We start from the raw sequence: 20478 nt of genomic DNA, 5'->3' as shown, positions 1-20478 counted from the left end.
GTTATTCCTCCTTCAGGTTAATGGCTTTTCTGAGTGCACGCACCCTGCCAATAATATCTTCAGCGCCGACAATTTCTGTCACAGCGGCAATACAGCGTGCCCCCCTGCGGCTTACCTCGGCGATGTTATGCTCCTTGATCCCGCCAATGGCTACAAAGGGAAGCTCAATGTTCCGCACCACAAATTCAAGGTATTCAAGACCTACCGGGTCACATACATCCTTCTTGGTCTTTGTGGCAAATATGGGGCCTACTCCAATGTAATCAATCCCGGTTTTAGCTGCGTCCAAAGCCTGGGCGGGGGAGTGGGTGGAAAGGCCAATAATCATCTTTTCACCTACTAGTTCCCGTACCTTCTCAGGAGGCAAATCATCCTGTCCGATATGTACTCCGTCCGCCTCCACCAGTAAGGCTAGGTCGACATGGTCGTTAACAATTAAGGTTACACCAGCATCTCTGGTCATTTCTCTGATTTTCAGGCATTCCTCGTACATTCTCCTGGCCTTTTTTTGTTTCTCACGGTACTGGACAACCCTGATTCCGGAATCAATCATCCTTGCCACGACTTCGACATTACTTCTTCCCAGGGAGTATTCCTCTGCCGTAATACCGTAAATATCCGCCCCCAACAAGTTGCTCAATTCTTTTCTAGCCGCCATTTCACCCTCCCTATACCATTTATCTAAACTTTTTAGCATTTACCGCTATAACATCTGCCAGTCCTTATAGACCGGCTGGTAACCTTGGCCATAGAGCATTCCGGCCATCTCCGCCACACTACGCTCATCTGATATCTCAAATTGGCCGGCGGATTCAGAATCAGACCTGCCGCCCACAGCGGTACAAGAACCGGCGGACATCTTGGTAGCTCCCAACTTTACCAGGCGATCCCTTAGATCGGCCCGCTCCCTGGTGGAAATGGTGATTCCCCCCCTGGGCATATAGAGTCTGAAGGCTAGCATGAGTTGCACCAGGTTTTTATCTGTCACCTTAAATCCTGGCTGGAAACCACCCACTTGTGGACGTATCCTGGGCGGAGAGATGCTGACTTCCACCTCCGGGAAAGCGTTTTGGAGATAGTCAGCATGAATGCCAGTGAAAAATGACTCGCTCCGCCACTCGCCCAAACCCAGCAAAGCACCCACATTGACTGTCCTGATACCTGCCCGGCAGGCGCGCTCGGGGGCTTCCAGACGGAAACGGTAGTCCCTTTTCGGACCGGCCAGGTGCAGTTTGGCGTATTCTTCCTCGTTGTAAACCTCCTGGTACATGGTCAAACCGTCCACTCCGGCTGAAATCAACTCGGCGTACTCATGTTCTTCCAAGGGATAAACCTCAACACTAATGGAGGTAAAATATTTTTTCAGAACTTCAACACATTCTCTGATATACGATACAGGAGACTCCCGCCTGGACTCCCCGGTCAAAATAAGAATGTGTTTTAGTCCGGTTGCCGATATTATTTCAGCTTCATGCGCGACTTCAGCAAGGGTGAGTTTCTTCCTCTTAAGCTCATTTTTAATCTGAAAACCGCAGTAAACACATTGATTCACACAGAAATTCGCCAGGTACAAGGGAGTATAGAGGAAAATTACCCTGCCGAAATGCTGAATGGTCAGACGGTGAGCTCTTTGGGCCATTTCCTCCAGGTAGATCTCCGACCGGGGGGAAAGAAGGTTAAGGTAATCTAATTCCGTAAGTCGGCTTTTGGCAATTATTCTTTGTATGCTTTCATCGGAAGTCTGCTCAAAAAAGCGTTCAAAATCAAAGTTTTTATACCTTCCAAGCACATTGTAAAAACTCATCATGATCATCCCCCGGGTAACAAATTCTCAAGATAACTAGTTGCCGCTGCGTGATCCCAGTTCGAGCTAATGATCAACCATTCTAATCTCTTAAAAACCCTGTAAGGGGCGAGGACGCCCTGGCAAATTCCTGGGTTTCACCAGGTCCCGCCAGATAGGCCAGGCGTCCTGCTTCAACCGCCAGTCTAAAAGCCCTGGCCATGGCTACCGGATCACTGGCTGTAGCGATGGCGGTGTTTACCAGCACTGCCGCAGCGCCCATCTCCATTGCTTCTGCCGCTTCGGACGGCCTTCCCAGTCCAGCATCCACGATAATGGGCAATGGTATTTCATCAATTAAGATTCTTATCAATTCTTTTGTTCTAAGACCACGGTTGCTGCCGATAGGAGAACCCAAAGGCATTACCGCGGCGGCGCCGGCTTCCACCAGTTTTTTAGCCACCATCAGGTCCGGGCTCATGTATGGCAAGACCACAAAGCCTTCGGAGGCAAGGATCTCAGTAGCCTTAACCGTTTCATAATTATCAGGAAGCAAATATCTGTTGTCTGTTATTACCTCAATTTTCACCCAGTCGCCGCATCCGGCCGCCCTGGCCAGCCTGGCAATCCGCACCGCTTCCCCGGCGTTTCTGGCTCCTGAAGTGTTTGGCATCAAAATGCAGTTTCCCGGCACATATGCGGCAATATTCTCTTCCTCGTATGCCGGGTCTACTCTTCTCAAAGCTATGGTTACCACCTGGGAGCCAGCAGTTTCTACAACTTCGGGGATCAACTTGTTTGAAGAAAACTTGCCGGTTCCCAGTAAAAGCCGGCTGTTTATTTCCCGACCGCCAATCTTAAAAACATCTTTCACTTGGTTTAACCTCCTCCCACGAATTTTACCAGATCAATTTTGTCGTTATCCTTCATTTTGAAACCGGCCAGACTTTCTCGACTTACGATTTCAGAGTTGTAAACAATTATAATATGCTCCGGGTTGTAGCCTTTCAAATTAATAAATACGTCCAGGGTCATACCTGCTTCTATGAATTCTTCTTTACCGTTTAACATGATTTTCAAATACAATCACCTCCCAACAAAAAAGCCTACCCGCCAGGGTAAGCCTTTTTAAAAAAATCGTGCTGACAATCATATAAAATCTTTCAGCTTCTGCTTCCCTACGCTGGTATTATCCAGTTCAGGTTCAGAGGGTCGAGATTGCTCTCTCTCAGCCTTGAGGCACCCCTAGCCAGTTATTCAATTATTATATATATTTATATTCTAACTCAAAATAAATGTCAAGAATGTGTTTTTAATCTTATACAATGTATATTTCTTTGTAAATCGTCCTTAATATATTGTATACTAATCCTATTGGTAAAGATATTATCATATAATGTGAGGTGTATATAGTAATGAGCAAAACTACAGTATCCACACAAAAAGCGCCCGCGGCTATTGGTCCGTACTCTCAAGCCGTAAAACTTGGTGACTTTGTCTTTACTTCAGGGCAGATCCCCATTGACCCCGCCAGCGGGGATATCGTGCCCGGAGGCGTTGAAGCTCAGGCGCGGCAGGCTTTGCATAACCTGGAAGAGGTGTTGAAAGCCGCCGGGGCGTCTTCAGCAACAGTATTGAAAACAACCCTGTTTATTAAAAACATGGATGATTTCGCCCATGTTAATGATGTCTACGCCGGCTTTTTCAAGTCTGAGCCGCCGGCCCGCTCCTGCGTGGAAGTGGCCAGGCTGCCGAAAGATGTACTGGTCGAGATTGAGGCCATAGCTTTTATTCCCCGTTCTTAAGAGCTTCTTCCTCAATTTGCCCCAAAAGGTTTACAGCGTCTGTCGCCGGGAGTTCCTGCACTGTTTTCAACTTTCTTTCTATGGTGCGGGATTTTCTGGCGGCATTGTCAATGGTATTGCTCGCTTCCTGCAGCTTTTTGTGCGTTTTTTCAAGAATATCACTGAATTTGCCAAACTCGCTCTTTACCGCTCCGAGCAGCGCCCATACCTCACTTGACCTTTTTTCTATAGCCAGGGTTTGAAAACCTACCTGCAGGCTGTTCAACAATGCTGACAGGGTCGTTGGCCCGGTTACTATTACCCGGTACTCTCTTAAAAGGACATCACAAAGGCCCGGCCTCCGGATAATTTCCGCGAAAAGCCCTTCCGTGGGCAGGAACATGATGCCAAAATCTGTGGTATGGGGCGGGTCCAGGTATTTGTCCCTGATATTCTTAGCTTCCGCTTTAATCCTGGTCTCCAGCTGTTTTGAAGACTGTTCGGCCAGCACTGGATTGGCCTGTTCCTGGGCTTCTACCAGCCTTTGGTAATCCTCCTGCGGAAATTTGGCGTCAATCGGCAGCCAGACAATTCTCTGCTCAGCAGCACGACCGGGCAGTTTTATGGCAAATTCCACTCTTTCACTGCTGCCTTTCTTAGTGACTACGTTTTGCTCGTACTGCTCCCCGGTAAAAATCTGCTCCAGCAGGGCGCCAAGTGAAATCTCCCCCCATACGCCCCTGGTTTTTACGTTGGTCAGTACTTTTTTCAGGTCACCCACTCCCGCGGCTAAAGACTGCATTTCCCCCAGGCCTTTATGGACCAGTTCCAGCCTTTCACTCACCTGTCTAAATGATTCCCCCAGGCGTCTTTCCAGAGTGTTATGCAGTTTCTCATCCACAGTCGCACGCATCTGCTCCAGCTTCAGGTTGTTATCTTTCTGCAGCATGGTCAATTTTTCTTCAACAGTGTCTCTCATCTTCTCCAGTCTCTGTTCATTGCTGGCGGTTAATGCTGTAATTTGACCCGCAAAACTATCCAACTGGCTCTTTTGTAATGTGGCGTGATCAACAAAGCGCTTCATTAAGGCATCTTCCAGTCTATAAAAAGAATTGGCAACCTCTGACCTAAGCATGCCCGCGTTTTTAGCTGCTTCTTCCCTGCTTCTGGCAATCTCCTCGCGCATTACTCTCTCCGTTTTTTCCTGGCTTTTCTCCAGCAGTACAAAACTAGTTTCTGGAGCTTTCGCGTGTTTAAATTGATAATATAATAGTACCAACAGGGCAATAATTATGATTTCGCCTGCTATTAATAAAACCGGAATTAAATTAGGCATAAGCTACCTCAATTCTCTTTAGGATTTTTTTATTAATACTCTTGAGCAGCTACTGGAAAGATGTTTCAACCTCGATTTCATTTTAAAATAATAGACAGTAGAAAAAAAAGGCCTGTTATAAGACCTTTGCAAATAGCCACCTCCTCTAATTTTCATTATAGGAATAAATTAATTTATGTACAAGCTACTTTAGGATTAGACCTGCGCCTAAGTAGTTACCATTATATGTAAAGTGATTTTATAAATTCGTTGCTGCCCTCAACATTATTGGTTTAAACCATACTAACTATGGTGTCAATGATATTCCCTCCTTGTTTAGTTGAAAAGCAATGATTGTTAGATTATTCATAAAATACTAATTACGTTTTTTGTGTAGAATAATAACATTCGAAAAAATCTGGAGGTAACTTTATGACAACAAGTAAAACACCCAATAGATTAGGTGGTGAAAAATCGCCATACCTTCTGCAACATGCTAATAACCCTGTACATTGGTTCCCCTGGGGTGATGAGGCTTTTGAAAAGGCTAAAAAGGAAAACAAACCGATTTTTCTTAGTATTGGTTATAGCACCTGTCATTGGTGTCATGTAATGGAAAGAGAGTCTTTCGAAGACGATGAAGTAGCTGCCATTCTGAATAATAACTTTGTCTCCATAAAAGTAGACCGGGAAGAACGTCCGGATATAGACCATATTTATATGTTGGTCTGCCAGAATATGACCGGTCAAGGTGGGTGGCCGCTTACTATATTGATGACTCCTGCAAAGAAGCCTTTTTATGCGGGGACATATTTCCCCAAACATGAAAAGTGGGGCAGGGCAGGCCTGGTGGACATCCTTATACAGGTAAGTGAAAAGTGGAGGCAGGATCCGGATTTATTAGTTAAGATTGGCGAGCAGGTAACCCAGTCACTACAATCCGGGGATAAAGACCTGCCTGTGGACAAAATTACCGGAAAAATATTGCAAAATGCTTTTACGCAGGCGAGGAGTCTTTTTGACAGTAAGTACGGCGGGTTCGGCACGGCGCCAAAGTTTCCCACACCACATAACCTGTCCTTTCTGCTGCGTTACTGGAAGAGAAATAATGAACCGGAAGCTCTGGCCATGGTTGAAAAAACGCTTGAATCGATGTACAGGGGGGGGATCTATGACCACATCGGCTATGGTTTTGCCCGTTACTCGACGGACGGGAAGTGGCTGGTCCCCCACTTTGAAAAAATGTTGTACGACAACGCCCTGCTGGCACTGGCTTATACTGAGTGCTTTCAGGCAACCGGCCGCAGCCTTTACGCCAAAGTGGCTAAAGAGATTTTTACATATGTTTTAAGGGATATGACTTCACCTGAAGGAGGGTTTTATTCGGCGGAAGACGCCGACTCCGAGGGTGAGGAAGGTAAATTTTATGTCTGGTCACCCGCTGAGGTTAAGAACATTTTAGGTGAAAAAGAAGGAGAAATATACTGCCGGTTGTTTGACATTACTGCCAAGGGTAATTTTGAAGGGCGCAGTATCCCGAATTTGATCTCAGCACCTCCGTTTAACGCAGCCGGGGAGATAAACTCAAAGACCGACGAAATGACCGTTTCAATAGGACTGCAGCGGCAAAAGCTTTTTGACGCGCGTGCAAAACGGGTGCATCCTTACAAGGACGACAAGATCCTCACCTCCTGGAACGGGCTGATGATTGCAGCCCTGGCCAGGGGAGCGGCTGTTTTTAGTGAACCTGTCTATAAAGAGGCGGCAGTGAGGGCTGTGGATTTTATTTTGCAAAAGCTGCGGCGGGAGGACGGCAGGCTGCTGGCCCGTTACCGTGACGGCGAGTCTGACTACCAGGCTTACCTTGACGATTATGCTTTTTTAACCTGGGGCCTGTTGGAACTGTACGGGGCAACTTTTGAAGTCACCTACCTGGTAAGTGCTCTTAAACTGGCCGGACAAATGATAGATCTGTTTTGGGATAAAGAGAATGGAGGTTTTTTCTTTTACGGGGAAGATGCCGAACGTCTAATCGCCCGTCCTAAAGAAATTTACGACGGGGCGCTCCCGTCCGGCAATTCAGCTGGGCTGCACAACTTGCTCCGCCTGGCCAGGCTGACTGGGAACACAGAACTGCTTGAGATGGCAGACAAGCAGATTGCGGCCTTTGCCGGAGAGATAAGCAAGCACCCCTGGGGTTATACTCACTTCTTATCCGGGATTGACTTAATGCTAGGGCCTGCGCGGGAGATTGTGATTGCCGGCAAGTCTGGTGAGGCTGATACGGAGGCGATGTTAAGCGCGGTCCGGCGTGCCTTCATACCGGAAACGGCGGCAGTGTTTCACCCTGCCGGCGAAAGTGGGAAAGGGATAGAAAAAGCTGCTCCTTTTGTTAAGGAACAGCTGCCGGTTAACGGCAAGGCTACAGCCTATATTTGTCAGAACTACGCTTGCCGGGAGCCTGTTACAGACCCGGAGGAATTGGCAAGACTGTTATAAGCGCTTTTTATAAGCTTTCTTGTCTATGTTATTCATTTTAAAATGATAAACAAGGGTACACATTTTATCATCTTTTTCTAAAATAAATTATGCCAAAATACGCCGGAGATAATCCATCTCGGCGTATTTTTATATCATAAACGTAATTGCACTTTGTACGCCAGGAATGCCGCTATGTTATGCAAAAAATGCTTAAAAGCAATAAAACCCACAGCGTTATACCCTCTCCAGCATATCGAGCCTAGAAAATATTATCCCTATGCTTCTTTATTATTAAAATACTTGGCACACAGCGGTTCTAGAGTATTTTCCTCCTTCTCCAAGTATGTATATACCGCTTGGGTTATTAGACCCTCACAATAGTTATTGTATGATATTTCCTCCACCTTTATTGCGCCTGTTTTAGTAAAATTTTTCTTTATCCTTGGTTTTCTGTTTCTTATCATTTTATGAACGTTATCAATAACTGCAACATAACGGGTAGCTCCCGGTGAGCTGCCCATTTCTAAACGGCCGCACTCTAAAGTCGCCTTAAAATAACGATACTTACTGTCCATGATCCACACCCTTTCTTAAATTTTTAATAGATAAAATCAATACGTTATACTTTTGCTAGTATAACGCAACCAAAAAATATTATCCCTTTATTTCTTTTTCATTAAAATGCTTGGCATACAGCAATTCTAAAGCGTTTTCTGCTTCCTCCCGAAAAGCCCTGTATTGCTGCATCAGTCGGCGGGCCTGGGAAGTAACTTCGGACCCTCCGCCTGAGGCGCCGCCTACTTTACATTTCAGCAGTGGAAAGCCTAATCTATCTTCAATGGCACGTATCAACCGCCAGGCTTTATTATAAGACATACCAATCTCGGCCGCCGCTTTGCTCAAAGAACCTATTTGTTCAACTCTTAACAACAAGTCGTATGGCCCGTCGCCAAAAACCTTCCCGTTATTATCCAACCAGATTTTATAAGCAAGGCGCACGCAGTTCTCATCTCCCAATAAATCTGGCTCCTCTATATACTAATGTTAGTATAACGATTTTTTAAATCTTTGTCCATATTACTTCCTAAATTATTAGCAGCTTGGAGAAAATTTGCTTCACAATTTGATTACCATGAATTTAAAGTCGGTACCGAAGGATTTGACACAGCCTCTAGTATTATCCTATTAAACCATTATTATTGACAATATTATATAATATACTATAATTATTGTAATAAGTTACAAATGAGTATTTTACACCTGTGGAATACTCATTTGCATCTTTGTGTAATTTCCCATTAACTGTATATTACAGCAGGTGAATATGGATAATTACAACATATCTATAAAAGCATTTGAAAGTATCATTAGGAATTTAGTAAAGTTGGAAGAAGAACAGCATATTATTGTTGAATATTTCGCTAAATCAGCTGCTGAGCGGTCTGAAATAGTAAATATTATTGAAAATTACATAAAAACAATTGACCAATTTATTATCAATTCAAAACAGAATAGTCGTCACGATAGAAAATTGCCGTTCGCAACTATTGGCTGTGAGATAGAGGTTGAAAATATGTTCAACCAGAACCGTCATAAGTTTAGATTAATAAGTGCGTTAGAAGAAAACCTAATCTATGGGGATGTTTCATTTTTATCATCATTGGGGCAAACCTTATTATTAAAAAGACCCGGCAGTATTGTGGAAGTAGACCTGCCCGCCGGCAGGGCTAAATGTAGGATTATATCTATTAATGCCATCATCTGATTTCCAATTTTAAAAGGACTCTAAAAAGAAAGCCCCTGAAAGGGGCTTTCTTTTTAGGACTCCATCTGTTTAGCCAGAAAACCTGCGGCTGTTTCAGCCAGTTTGGTTTCCAGGTTGCCCATTTGCACGCCGGGCTCTTTAGCGGCGATGATGACAGCGCCCAGTGTATCACCTTCAGCAATGATGGGAGCTATTACCGCGGAGTTGAAACTGACGTCTTCATCAATGGTCAAATAGCAGGTCTCATTGAATACAGCCATTTTCCTGTCAGCCATCACTTTTTCCACATCGGTGCTGATCTGTTTGTTCATAAGCTGCTTTTTGGGTGCTCCCGCGACCGCGATAATCATATCTTTATCCGCGACACAAGAAATGTGGCCCAGTGTTTCATTCAATGAGTCGGCATACTCGGTGGCAAACTCTCCGAGTTCACCAATCGGGGAATACTTTTTTAAGATAACCTCCCCTTCCCTGTCTGTGAAGATCTCAAGGGGATCCCCCTCCCGAATGCGCATGGTCCGCCGTATTTCCTTAGGTATCACCACTCTGCCCAGATCATCGATGCGACGCACGATTCCTGTTGCTTTCAACTTATGTCACCCCTTTTTAAATTAATGTCGCAACCTGTCATTCTTATGTGGGACCCGCTCAAACCTTAAAATGCAAAACAACTATTACCGATCCCTGTGCCTATCTCCATAATTACCAGGATTCCTTTATTAGTTTTCACTAAAATGGGATTTATATTAAATAAAAATCTTACCAAATTGACTGGATGCCCGGATAAGATCCTGAGAGGCGTTGGAAAAGTAAAAAGGATTCTACAGCGGTGACCATACTATCTTTATAAGGGTATAATTCTACGATTAAGGAAATTTTATACGGCTGGCCGAATTTTAGCTGTATAAAAGCAAAAAGGACTGAATAATTACCAGTCCCTTTCGCTAAGCGTTAAATTATTTAAAAGAAGATTCTTTTATAATTTAACTACATTTGCGGCTTGTGGGCCGCGCTCACCCTGAACTACGTCGAATTCCACATCCTGGCCTTCGTCAAGGGTCTTGAAACCGTCAGTTTGAATTGAGGAAAAATGCACAAAAACATCCTTGCCTTCTTCTGTTTCGATAAAACCGAAACCTTTACCAGCATTGAACCATTTTACCTTACCAATCATACTTTTAGCTTAGCCTCCTAAAATAACCTTTCGGCTTATAACACGGGCGGACATTTGCTGATACGGGAGTCAGCCCTGCCACAGCCTTTCATACCGGTATCTATTCTAACCAATCCAGTAAAAAGCTATACCTGTTAAATAATAAAAGAGTTTATACTGTCAGCACCTGGCTGCCAAGCACATTGCTCAGCTGGTCCAGTGTGGAGCATTCGAACATCCTGCAGTATTTCTGAAACTCGTTTATTTCCAAAGCCCACAGCCAATCTTCACGGGGCATGGTATTAAGCCAGATAATATCTTTAACCCTGCTCCTGATTTCCTTCAGGCCGGCTGTAGTCTGATAAGCCTGGATGGTCTGAGCGTCGCTGACAATAATTACAAACACTGAGGGTGAGAGGAGGCGGTGGTGTTTTTCCAGGAAAGTGTCCAGGGAAGCGTGCAGATTGGTGCCCAATCCCCACTGGCTGCTCTTTTCAACTAGAGTAGACATGGTCTTGATAAAGCTGTCACCCTTTTTAAAATAAGGAGTTACCCTTTCCAGATCCTCAGAAAAGATAAAGCTCTCAATGCCCTTGACAACGCTGGAAAGCCCGTAGATAAACTGGATTACAAAAACTGCGTAACGCGCCATTGACCCGGACACATCACAGATTAAGACCAGGCGCGGTTTTTGCTCCTTTTTGGACTGGTATTTCAAGTCAATCAACGCCCCGCCAAAACTTATATTCCTGCGGATGGTACGCCTGATGTCCAGCCTGCCTCTTCTTCTTTTTCTGTAGTAGCGCCTTGAAATACGGGTCGCCAGGCGGCGCGAAAGCTTTTTGATCAAAAGTATTACCCTGGGCAGGTCCTTATCAGATATTTTTTTCATATCCGCGTACAGAATCGATTCCTCATCACTCCTGGCGCCGGAACCGGGCGCCAGGGAAGCATATGTGTCTTTTAACTTTTCTTTGAGCGCCGAGTTGAAGTTCTGTTGGGCTACCGCTTCGCTCTGCTCAACCTGTCTCTTTACCTCTTCGTGCCACAGGTCAAGGGATTTTTCTGATTTCCTGGCTAAGGGCGCTGACGTGCCGGGACTGCCGGTCTCGCCGCGCATCCGGCTGATAGTCTCAATGAATTGTTTTTTTTGCCTTTTAGTCCAGCCTGGCTTGATGGAAAGCTTCTCATTTTGTTCCACCGCCTGGCGCGCGTGATCAAGAAATTCTTTGCCCCAGTCCCGCTCAGCGTCCTTACGCGCGGGCACCGGCCCGTCGCCGGCCTGCTCAGGCTGAGTTCCCGCACCGGCGTACCCCACGCCTTTCGGGTCCGGCCCCTGCATCTTGATATCTGAAACGGAAAAATAATCGTCAAAAGCTTTATTAAACGTGTTGCGGTCATGAAAATTCTTGACCAGTGTAGCGCTCAGCGCCACCTTCACCTGTTCCCGGTCCAGAATATCCACCTGGGACAGCGCGTCAAGGGCGTCCCTGGTTTCCGCCACACTCGCCCGAATCCCCTGTCGCCTTAAGATGTTAATGAATTTTACCAGGCCGTATAAAATTTTATACTCGGTTTCTTCCCCCGTACTGGGGGAATACAGGTCGGTATAGCCGGGGGAATCAACGATCATGCTTTTTGGGCGCCGGCGGCCAGTGCCTTGACCCCTACCTCCCTGACCACAGTGTCTATATCCTCTTTATTCTTTAAAACAATACTAAGCGTCTGTTTTACAGCCTCCTGGGTGAGCGAAGCCGCTCCGAGAGCTACCAGAGCCCTGGCCCAGTCAATGGATTCAGAAATAGCAGGTTTTTTGCCGATTCCGTCGTTGGCCCTGATCAGGCTGACAGCACGGGCCACCTCCCTCGACAGTCTTTCACCCGCCTCCGGAGCTTTTACCTGCAATATGCGCACTTCCTTTTCAATAGAGGGATAATCAATGAAAAGGTAGACACAGCGGCGCTTCAGGCCGTCGGAAATATCGCGCTCCCTGTTGCTGGTCAGCACCACCAAAGGAATCTGCCTGGCGGTCAGAGTGCCCAGTTCCGGTATAGAAACCTGAAAATCCGACAGCAGCTCAAAAAGGAATGCCTCGAATTCTTCTTCCACCTTGTCAACTTCATCAATCAGCAGCACCACCGGTTCCTCTGTGCGGATGGCCTTTAAAAGAGGCCTTTCCAGCAGGTATTCAGCGCTGAAAAGGTCACGTTCCGCCATTTCAGTACCTATGCCTTCCTTCTGCAGCTGAATTCTTAAAAGCTGTTTTTGATAATTCCACTCGTACAGTGCTTTATTCTCGTCCAACCCCTCGTAACACTGCAGGCGAATCAGCTGAGCGTTAAAAATCCGGCTCAGCACCTTGCCTATTTCCGTCTTGCCGACACCGGGCGCACCTTCCACAAGCAGCGGCTTGCCCAGCTTCAAGGCCAGAAAAACAGTTACCACCAGGTTTTTCTCACAGATGTATCCCTGCTCTTCAAAAGAACGGTACAGCCCGTCAACAGTCAGGTCCCTCATCAGATCTACCCCTCTCTTACACAGCATATTATGTATCTATAATTCTTATATATGCCATATGCCACATGTCACATATGGTAACATAACTTTCCTGTTTTATCAAGACGCCATCATTAACGTTACCCGGTTCTGGCCATTCATTTATTTTTCACAATCCTGCCCTATCAATTCAGCGAAAGTTTTGGAATTTAAATGTTCCACAAATCTTGCTTGTGACTCCATAAGAAACTGCCTAACGCTGCAGGAACTTTTATTAATACAGCTGTAACTATCCCTCAGGCACGGGTTTATCGCCAGAGGGCCCTCAATTGTTTCAACCACGTCAGCCATAGTGAAGCTGTCGCCAGGCTTGATTAACCTTACACCGCCCATTTTACCCCTCCTCGTCTCCACAAATCCGGCGCGGGCCAGGTCGCGAATGGTTTTGTTCAGAAAAGGTTCGGGGATATCTTTTGTCTCTGCGATTTCACATGTTTGAACCAACTCACCCCAAGGCCTGCTTACCAATTCCAACAGTGTTCTGACCGCGTATTCCGTTTTTCTTGTTAACTGCATGTCATTCAGTCCTATCTAGATAAAAAAGACCTTATTAATCTTAATTAAAATAATACTTTAAATATTTTTCCTTGTAAAGGAAAAATTCTTTGCTTTTTTACGGCTCTAGTTGTACAGCCTAAAACAAGATACCTCATCTGTATTCTCCTTTAAAAAATTCTTTCAACATGCCCTAGCATCTGGCCGCCCCGCAGTTTCTGCACACCAGACAGCCTTCAGCCCTTTCCAAAGCAGCTTCACCACATGCCTCACAGATTTTCCATTTTTCAATACTCATTTTATCCGGACAGCCTTTGCCGCAGCGCTGATCCAGTTCGGCCTTGACCTGGTTAAGCTGCTTGGCTATGGCTGAGGCACATGACTTGCCCGGAGAAACCTTCTTGCCCTTGCCTCTGGCCAGCATGTAGGACGGGCATGAATGGGTGCCTTCCAGCTGCTCGGTTATGCTTTCCACAGAGATACCACCCCGAATAGCCAGGCTGATTAACCGGGAGGCGGCTTCAGTGTAAACCAGACAGCCGCCGTCAGAGCCGGTGGTGATAAAAGTCTCCAGTATCTCCCCGTTGTCAGGCTGGTAGTTGATGGTCAGGTAGATTTTGCCGCAGCCGGTGTCAAGCCGGTGGGTCATACCATGGGCGCTTACCGGGCGGGGCAGAATTTCACCACGGCGCAGCTCAGGAACTTTCCCGGCGGCGCGTTCCCTGCCCACCGTGACCGTCCCTTTTTTGCTGCCTTCCCGGAAAACTGTGACTCCCTTGAGCCCCAATTCATAAGCTGTCTTGTAGCAGGCGCCGATGTCCTCCGCAGAAGCGTCTTCCGGCAGGTTTATAGTCTTCGATACCGCGTTGTCAACATGTTTTTGCACCGCCGCCTGCATCAGGAGGTGGTCGATGGGGGCAATCTCCCGCGCCCCCTTGAAGATCCCGGCAACCTCCTCCGGTATGCCTTCTATCCCCTGGCAGGAGCCCTTTTCAGCAATGACCGCCAGTGTTTCCGCCGGGATGTTGTAATCTTTTATGTATTCCAGGAACAGGGGCGAAAACACCTCCAGATCGCCGGCCACGTTGGTGGTCTTGGTATAGGCGACGGCAAAGATCGGCTCGACCCCGTAGCCTTCGCAGCCGGCCATGGTGGTCACCGAACCTGTGGGGGCGATGGTGATGCAGGCCGCATTCCGGCGCGGCCGGTCCGGGTAAAAAACGCTTTTGTCCCAGAGCGGGAAACACCCCTTTTCTTCAGCCAGTTTCTCTGAAGCTGCATGCGCCGCCTGGCGTATCAGCCCGGTGATTGTTCCGGCCAGTTCCCTGCCCCCGGCGGAGTCATAAGCCAGCCCCGCTTTGATCAGCGCGTCTGCCAGGCCGGTAAAGCCCAGTCCTATCTTCCTCGTCGCCCTGGTCGCGGCGGCGATCGCAGGCAGAGGATAATCAGCCACGTCGATCAGGTTGTCCAGAAAACGCACAGCGGCTGTGACGGTTTCCTCGAGTATCTCCTTGTTTAACCCGCCTTCAAAAGTGGACATCCTGTCCAGGTTGATACTGCCCAGAAGACAGGACTCCCCCGGGCTCAGCGGCTGTTCACCGCAGGGATTGGTGGCGTTGATCCGGTTCTCCGGAACCGGGTTGCCGGACTGCAGCCTGTCCAGAAAGATCACACCCGGGTCGCCGCAGCTGTGAGCGGATTCGATGATTATCCGCCAAAGCCGGCGGGCCGGCAGTTCCCGGCGCACTGTGCCGTTGAAAACCAGCTGCCACGGCAGGTCTTTTTCCAGCGCCTCCATGAACGCATCCGTGACTCCAACTGAAAGGTTGAAGTTTGTAAGCCCGCCGTCATTTTTAGCCTGAATAAAGTCAATAATTTCCGGGTGGTCGACGTTCAATATGCCCATGATAGCGCCGCGTCTTACGCCGCCCTGCTTGACCATGTCGGCGGAAGCGTCGTACAGCCTGATCAATTCCACCACCCCGGATGCCTGTCCCTTGGTGGTGCCTACCAGGTCTCCCCTCGGCCTGATTGCCGAGAAATTAAAGCCCACGCCGCCGCCGGACTTAAAAACCAGCGCCATGTCTTTAAGCGTGTCATACATGGATTCAAGCGTATCTTCCACCGCAAGCACAAAACAGGCTCCCGGCTGCCAGGGGCGGTCTTTTTTGCCAACGTTGGCCCAGATAGGAGTGGAGGGAACAAATAAAAGCTCTCCAATGATGTGGCTGAATTTTTCTTCCCAAGTTTTTAGGTTTTCTTTTTCAGCGGAGGCGGCTGCCCTGGCCAGGCGCAGCACCGCTTCTGCAAAGGTTTCATTGATATGGCCGTTTTCGTCTTTCCCGGCGTAACGCGCTTCAAATACTTTTTGGCCGGCCTGAGTCAGCTGCCGCATGTGGTACCACCTTCATTGAAACAATATATATTGGTAAGATTATACCAGATAACTATATATTGTGGTCAATATTATTTCCGCGATATTTAAATTTTTTAATAGGGTTTGCCTTCCCCCAATACCGCGTGTGCTTTAGGCATCCACTCGCTGATGATTATTTTTTGCGGGCATTTCTCCTCACATTCTTTACACTGAATACATGCGACGGCCCGGTTAGCCGCCGCCATGAAATTGGCGTAAATACTGCGGCAGGTTTCAACATCTCCATAAGTAAAACCGTCATTAAAGAGTTTAATGTTTCTCGGAATATTAACCCCGTTGGGGCACGGCAGGCAGTAACCGCACTTGGTGCACGGGATCAGGGTCATTTCCTTGTATTTGGCCCTGGCCTTTTGAATAACCTCCAACTCCTCCGCCCCCATAGAGCCGGTACCGGATTTGTTCGCCGAGAGGATATTTTCCTCAACCTGCCGCATGGTACTCATGCCGCTCAGCAGTAAAGACACCTCCGGCTGGTTCCATACCCACTGCAGCGCCCAATCAACAGGGGTCCTTTCCCCATGACCTTTAAACACATCCAGCACCGTCGCGGGCGGATTCGCCAACCTGCCGCCCAGCAGCGGCTCCATAATTACCACAGCCAGCCCTTTGGAGGCCGCGTACCGCAATCCCTTACTCCCGGCCTGGTGCTCAATATCCATATAGTTATACTGAATCTGGCAAAACGTCCAACCATTATACCCGTCAATTATTTCCTGGAAAACCTCATAGCGGTCGTGAAATGAAAACCCCAGATAACCGATTTTACCGTCCCGCAGGGCTGATTCCGCTCTTTCCAGCAGGTTCAGCTTTAAGACCACGTTATCCCATCTTTTTTTGTCCAGCCCGTGAAACAGGTAAAAATCAATTTGATCTGTCTGAAGCTTCTCAAGCTGTCTGTTCAGATACTTGTCAAAATCTTCTGTTTTGCTTATACCCCAGACTGGTGACTTAGTGGCTACTTTAACCTTTTCCCTGTAACCATCTTTAAGAGCTTTACCCGTTATAATTTCACTGTTTTTATCATGATAGGGATAAGCGGTATCAATATAATTTACTCCATGATCAATGGCATAACGGATCATCCTGATAGATTCATCCTCGTTAATGTTGCCGCTTAAAGGTTTTCCATCAAGGGTCGGCAGACGCATACATCCGAAACCTAAAGCTGAAGCGTGCCAATCAAGCTTGCCAAATTTTCTGTATTGCATTTAAAATGATCCTTCTTCCCGATATTTTTCGTTAGCTATTTAAAAGTGATATTATGAACGGGCAGTTTTAGGTCTTGCCCAGGACCAAAGTCAACAGCCGCCTTTGCAGTGGGCTACCGCCCGAAGCATGTATCTTTTCTTAAGCATTTTTATCCCTCCTCTCATAAAATCTATTGTAACAAGCATTGTCTCCGGGTGCTTGCTATCTTCGCCAATTATAGCATGGTCAACCTTGGCGTCCATTATTTCACCAACAAACAACTGGGTATGTAATCTCCTACTGGTATTTTTCAAAGCAGGCTATCTGTTCGACACTTTTGCGCGGGCGCGGGGCCGGGTCCTGGTTGGGGTAACCTACCGGAAATAAGGCCACAATGGGAATCTGCTCCGGTACGCCCAAAACTGCCTTAACTTCCTTCTCCTTGAAAGCTCCGATCCAGCAAGTACCCAGGCCAAGCTCATAGGCCTGCAGGATCATATACGAAACAGCTATTGACAGGTCCACTGTATAGGCCTTCTGGCCGCACGGCATAACCGCCTCTGATTCTGTCGCGCAGGCGGCTATTATAACCGGCGCTTCTGCGATAAAGCTTTGGTTGCACGCTGCTTTTGCAATTTTCCGCCTGGCATCTTTGTCCCTGACGATTACAAATTTCCATTCCTGCCGGTTGCCGGCCGAAGGGGAAAGACGGGCAGCCTCAATGATTTTACTGATTTTTTCTTCCTCAACCTCTATGTCTTTATAAGCTCGAATGCTTCTTCTTCCGGTTATTGCGGTTAAAACATCCACTTTTCAGCCTCCCCGAAATATTTTGATTATTGCAGAAATATCGATGTTTTAGCTAAATTTAATCAATCACTAATCACCCCCGGCGCGTAATGTTTCAGCAAGTCAACCTGCAGGCGGTAAATATGATATGTCCCTTCTTTTCTCAGTTCCAGCAGTCCGCAGTCCATGAGCAGCTTGATATGGTGTGAAAGGGTGGAGCAGGCTGTTACGTTAATATGTTCGATTATGTCTGTACAGCTTAATTCCTTATGCTGCAGCAAAAGCTGAACTATTTTCAGGCGGGTTGGCTCCCCCAGAGCTTTATATACTCTGACTGCCTCCCTGAATTGCCTGTTTTCGAAAACCATTAAATCTCACCTAAATCTATATATCTATATCTATCGAAATAACTGTACCACACTTTTTACAAGCAAACAAGTCTGAATGCAAAAAAACCGGCTCAGGGTCTATGCCTTGAACCATTTTTTAGTTCATCAATTGGACTGCAGGACCAGGGTGCCCGCTCCTCTTTTACTATGCGGCTTGGGAAAATCGCTGCTGATCCCGACAGCCCAGATAACCTTGTTCTCACCTGTTTTCAGTACCTCATCCCTGCTGTCACCCGTATCCAGTTTTCTTTTGAATTCAAATACCGCGGTGAGATCCTTCCTGCTCCCGGATATATCGGTCAGGTCCATTTTGCCGCCTGAATCTGTATCAGCCGGGTGCGACGAGTGTTTGCCGCCGCTGCACATGTCCCCGGCCACAGCGTTTCCATCTTTAATGGCGCACATAATCATATCGACATCCTTCAGGTCTCCTTCAGGGTCGATGCCAAGGGCCAGGTACCCTTCTGTGTTTGCCATCAGGCCGAACATAACACTATCGCCTGCCAGTCGTGTATAGACCTCCAGATCCCCTATAGTCTGGTGGCTGGCGTACTCGTTGTCACTAATTTTGCCGTCTGATTTCCACTCAGTCGGCTGATTTGACACGGCAGGCAGCGCTTCCTTCTGTTCAGCGGGAGGGCCGGCAGCCCTGGCTGGTGTACCGGATTTGTTCCCGCCGCAACCTGTAAGCAGCAGCACCAGTAGTAATGACATAAAGCAGGCCACGCACATTTTCTTTAACATTTTTTGCCCCCTTATAGTTAATTTAATATCCTTTAAAAAAAGCTTATAAAGCGTTATCTCTCCACTGTTTTAGACGATCTGATCCAAATAAATACTTCATCCTGGAAACAGATAACTTCTCTACTGTTCAAACCAATATTTTACATTATACCACAAGCGCAGCTGTTTTATCATAATAAAAAAGGGAATTGCAGAAAAAGGCCTGGCAATTGTTAGCCCGGCCTTTTCTTGTTAAAACAGTAAAATTATTTTAAATAATCGGTCAAGCCTCACAAGTGCATTTACACCTGCTGTTCACTCCGTCCCAGTTGACCAGGTTCCACCAGGCCTCAACAAAAGCGGTGCGTTTATTCTGATACTTCAGGTAGTACGCGTGCTCCCAGACATCCAGCGCCAGGATGGGTATAACACCCCACTGGGTAAGGTTCTGGTGTTTTTCGGCGGTAAGGATTTCGAGCTTACCAAAGGTTGGGTTGCAGCATAACAGGGCCCATCCGGAACCCTCCACCGCCACTGCCGCCGCGGAAAACTGCTTCTTAAAATTATCGAAGCTGCCGAAATCCCTATCGATCAGCTCTGCTATTTTTCCTGTGGCAGGACCGCCGCCGCCGGGTTTCATGCTCTCCCAGAAAAGTGTGTGCAGGATATGGCCTGAGCCGTGAAAAGCCAGTTCCCTCTCCCAGTGTTTGACCAGGCCGAAATCCCCTTTTTCTCGTGCTTCGGCCAATTTCGCCTCGGCGTTGTTGAGCCCGTCGATATAGGCTTTATGGTGCGCATCATGGTGCAGCTTTACAGTTTGCTCATCATAATGGGGTTCCAGGGCGTTATATGGGTACGGCAGTTCTGGCAATTCATGTTTAACCATTCTCATCAACCTCCTGTTTATTGGTGTAGTATGTTACTTGAACCTTTTTTACAAACAAAAAGGGTTCACTCACTACCTCATTTGCCCGCTTTAATTATTTTTTCATAGAGTTCATTGGCCGCATTCAGTCGCTTGTTTACTGATTCCCACCTTACAAACTTTAAGAACTCCTGGACATACGCGTTCCTGGTAGGAAAAACAGTACAATAGGCATGTTCATACACGTCAAGCACCAGGATCGGTAGTCAGAGCTGACGCATGAAAATGTTTTTTAAATCTTGCGGGGTCTGGAATTGACGTTTTCGCAACTATTGCCTATTCGGTTATTCCAAAAATCACCGGTTTATCCGTATCAACACATCCTTAACTAAACCGTTTCTGCTCGTTTTAGCATGCCGGACATCTTCAACGGAAAGACGAGTAGCGCCGCGCAACCGCTGCCTAAGCTGTCTGTATCAGTTCAATTCGCTATGCCGCCAGACGGCTTGCTTTCCAATTTTCTTCGCGCACTAGTCGCAATTGACCGGGAGATTCGGTCAGCCGGCGAAGCCGCCCTGTATCCAACTCACTATAGGTCATAGCTTCATAAAACTTCTTGATGAAAGACTGAACCCCGACTGTTTTGACATGTTCCGTCAGGTAAAGCGAATGAAGCGCCATTTCATTTAACATACGGGCGATATGCATGAGGTAATGATACCCCCGCATCGCATTCCAGTCATGTGAAAAAATGT

General features: G+C 47.1%; 24 protein-coding genes and 1 riboswitch. Of the genes, 3 read left to right on the top strand and 21 right to left on the bottom strand.

Annotated features, from left to right (window positions below):
* Position 1: 1 nt before the first annotated feature.
* The 4 genes from thiE to thiS form a co-directional block, all read right to left on the bottom strand.
* Complete coding sequence (thiE, locus tag Pmgp_RS11535; RefSeq protein ID WP_134214136.1) at positions 2-658, bottom strand: thiamine phosphate synthase; 657 nt, start codon at positions 656-658, stop codon at positions 2-4.
* 45 nt (positions 659-703) lie between these two features.
* Entirely contained in the window at positions 704-1804 is a 1101-nt protein-coding gene (gene thiH / locus Pmgp_RS11530) for a 2-iminoacetate synthase ThiH (RefSeq protein WP_134214135.1), read from the bottom strand.
* Positions 1805-1886: 82 nt separating this feature from the next.
* A complete protein-coding gene (locus tag Pmgp_RS11525; protein WP_134214134.1) occupies positions 1887-2657 on the bottom strand; it encodes a thiazole synthase in 771 nt (256 codons plus the stop codon).
* Between the two features lie 5 nt (positions 2658-2662).
* Complete coding sequence (thiS, locus tag Pmgp_RS11520; RefSeq protein WP_243119820.1) at positions 2663-2854, bottom strand: sulfur carrier protein ThiS; 192 nt, start codon at positions 2852-2854, stop codon at positions 2663-2665.
* A gap of 87 nt (positions 2855-2941) precedes the next feature.
* Positions 2942-3040, bottom strand: a riboswitch (TPP riboswitch).
* 158 nt (positions 3041-3198) lie between these two features.
* Here thiS and Pmgp_RS11515 point away from each other — a divergent pair.
* Entirely contained in the window at positions 3199-3588 is a 390-nt protein-coding gene (locus Pmgp_RS11515) for a RidA family protein (protein WP_134214132.1), read from the top strand.
* On the opposite strand, the gene Pmgp_RS11510 is transcribed toward Pmgp_RS11515, so the two are convergent.
* Positions 3572-4903 (bottom strand): DNA recombination protein RmuC, encoded by a 1332-nt coding sequence (locus Pmgp_RS11510; protein WP_134214131.1) that lies wholly within the window; start codon positions 4901-4903, stop codon positions 3572-3574. The two genes, Pmgp_RS11515 and Pmgp_RS11510, sit on opposite strands and share 17 nt — an antisense overlap.
* 411 nt (positions 4904-5314) lie before the next feature.
* On the opposite strand from Pmgp_RS11510, the gene Pmgp_RS11505 reads away from it, so the two are divergent.
* Complete coding sequence (locus tag Pmgp_RS11505; protein WP_134214130.1) at positions 5315-7381, top strand: thioredoxin domain-containing protein; 2067 nt, start codon at positions 5315-5317, stop codon at positions 7379-7381.
* 257 nt (positions 7382-7638) lie between these two features.
* Here the strand turns inward: Pmgp_RS11505 and Pmgp_RS11500 are convergent, their stop codons facing one another.
* On the bottom strand, positions 7639-7938 hold the full coding sequence (locus tag Pmgp_RS11500; protein WP_134214129.1) for a hypothetical protein: 300 nt from the start codon (positions 7936-7938) through the stop codon (positions 7639-7641).
* A 79-nt stretch (positions 7939-8017) separates the two neighbouring features.
* Positions 8018-8380, bottom strand: coding sequence for a winged helix-turn-helix domain-containing protein (locus tag Pmgp_RS11495; protein ID WP_243119819.1), 363 nt, complete (start codon positions 8378-8380; stop codon positions 8018-8020).
* A gap of 307 nt (positions 8381-8687) precedes the next feature.
* On the opposite strand from Pmgp_RS11495, the gene Pmgp_RS11490 reads away from it, so the two are divergent.
* Entirely contained in the window at positions 8688-9128 is a 441-nt protein-coding gene (locus Pmgp_RS11490; RefSeq protein WP_134214128.1) for a GreA/GreB family elongation factor, read from the top strand.
* A 53-nt stretch (positions 9129-9181) separates the two neighbouring features.
* On the opposite strand, the gene spoVT is transcribed toward Pmgp_RS11490, so the two are convergent.
* The 14 genes from spoVT to Pmgp_RS11425 form a co-directional block, all read right to left on the bottom strand.
* Positions 9182-9718: a stage V sporulation protein T gene (gene spoVT / locus Pmgp_RS11485; RefSeq protein WP_134214127.1), complete on the bottom strand. Its 537-nt coding sequence runs from the start codon at positions 9716-9718 to the stop codon at positions 9182-9184.
* Positions 9719-10104: 386 nt separating this feature from the next.
* Positions 10105-10302: a cold shock domain-containing protein gene (locus Pmgp_RS11480; protein WP_134214126.1), complete on the bottom strand. Its 198-nt coding sequence runs from the start codon at positions 10300-10302 to the stop codon at positions 10105-10107.
* 151 nt (positions 10303-10453) lie between these two features.
* Entirely contained in the window at positions 10454-11914 is a 1461-nt protein-coding gene (locus Pmgp_RS11475) for a VWA domain-containing protein (RefSeq protein WP_134214125.1), read from the bottom strand.
* Positions 11911-12798: an AAA family ATPase gene (locus tag Pmgp_RS11470; RefSeq protein WP_134214124.1), complete on the bottom strand. Its 888-nt coding sequence runs from the start codon at positions 12796-12798 to the stop codon at positions 11911-11913. Before Pmgp_RS11470 ends, Pmgp_RS11475 begins: the two co-directional genes overlap by 4 nt.
* A gap of 141 nt (positions 12799-12939) precedes the next feature.
* Positions 12940-13353, bottom strand: a complete 414-nt coding sequence (locus Pmgp_RS11465) for an RrF2 family transcriptional regulator (protein WP_134214123.1) — start codon at positions 13351-13353, stop codon at positions 12940-12942.
* A 172-nt stretch (positions 13354-13525) separates the two neighbouring features.
* Complete coding sequence (locus Pmgp_RS11460) at positions 13526-15727, bottom strand: adenosylcobalamin-dependent ribonucleoside-diphosphate reductase (protein WP_134214122.1); 2202 nt, start codon at positions 15725-15727, stop codon at positions 13526-13528.
* A gap of 95 nt (positions 15728-15822) precedes the next feature.
* Complete coding sequence (locus tag Pmgp_RS11455) at positions 15823-16977, bottom strand: aldo/keto reductase (protein WP_134214121.1); 1155 nt, start codon at positions 16975-16977, stop codon at positions 15823-15825.
* 90 nt (positions 16978-17067) lie between these two features.
* Positions 17068-17238: a hypothetical protein gene (locus Pmgp_RS19755; RefSeq protein WP_192902909.1), complete on the bottom strand. Its 171-nt coding sequence runs from the start codon at positions 17236-17238 to the stop codon at positions 17068-17070.
* Between the two features lie 16 nt (positions 17239-17254).
* Complete coding sequence (locus Pmgp_RS11450) at positions 17255-17767, bottom strand: nitroreductase family protein (protein ID WP_134214120.1); 513 nt, start codon at positions 17765-17767, stop codon at positions 17255-17257.
* Positions 17768-17829: 62 nt separating this feature from the next.
* On the bottom strand, positions 17830-18114 hold the full coding sequence (locus Pmgp_RS11445) for an ArsR/SmtB family transcription factor (protein WP_134214119.1): 285 nt from the start codon (positions 18112-18114) through the stop codon (positions 17830-17832).
* Positions 18115-18240: 126 nt separating this feature from the next.
* Positions 18241-18879 carry a DOMON domain-containing protein gene (locus tag Pmgp_RS11440; RefSeq protein WP_134214118.1) on the bottom strand — a complete coding sequence of 213 codons (639 nt, stop codon included), beginning with the start codon at positions 18877-18879 and terminating at the stop codon, positions 18241-18243.
* Positions 18880-19141: 262 nt separating this feature from the next.
* Positions 19142-19744 carry a superoxide dismutase gene (locus Pmgp_RS11435; protein ID WP_134214117.1) on the bottom strand — a complete coding sequence of 201 codons (603 nt, stop codon included), beginning with the start codon at positions 19742-19744 and terminating at the stop codon, positions 19142-19144.
* 77 nt (positions 19745-19821) lie between these two features.
* Positions 19822-19977, bottom strand: coding sequence for a Fe-Mn family superoxide dismutase (locus Pmgp_RS20910; RefSeq protein ID WP_427910031.1), 156 nt, complete (start codon positions 19975-19977; stop codon positions 19822-19824).
* Between the two features lie 235 nt (positions 19978-20212).
* The coding region (locus tag Pmgp_RS11425; protein WP_205078015.1) for a hypothetical protein at positions 20213-20478 on the bottom strand (266 nt) is incomplete at its 5' end.

The sequence above is a fragment of the Pelotomaculum propionicicum genome (assembly GCF_004369225.1).
In the GTDB taxonomy this organism is placed as follows: Bacteria; Bacillota; Desulfotomaculia; order Desulfotomaculales; family Pelotomaculaceae; genus Pelotomaculum_B; species Pelotomaculum_B propionicicum.
Note: the sequence above shows the minus strand (reverse complement) of the source record. Positions and strands in the feature narration are given on the sequence as shown.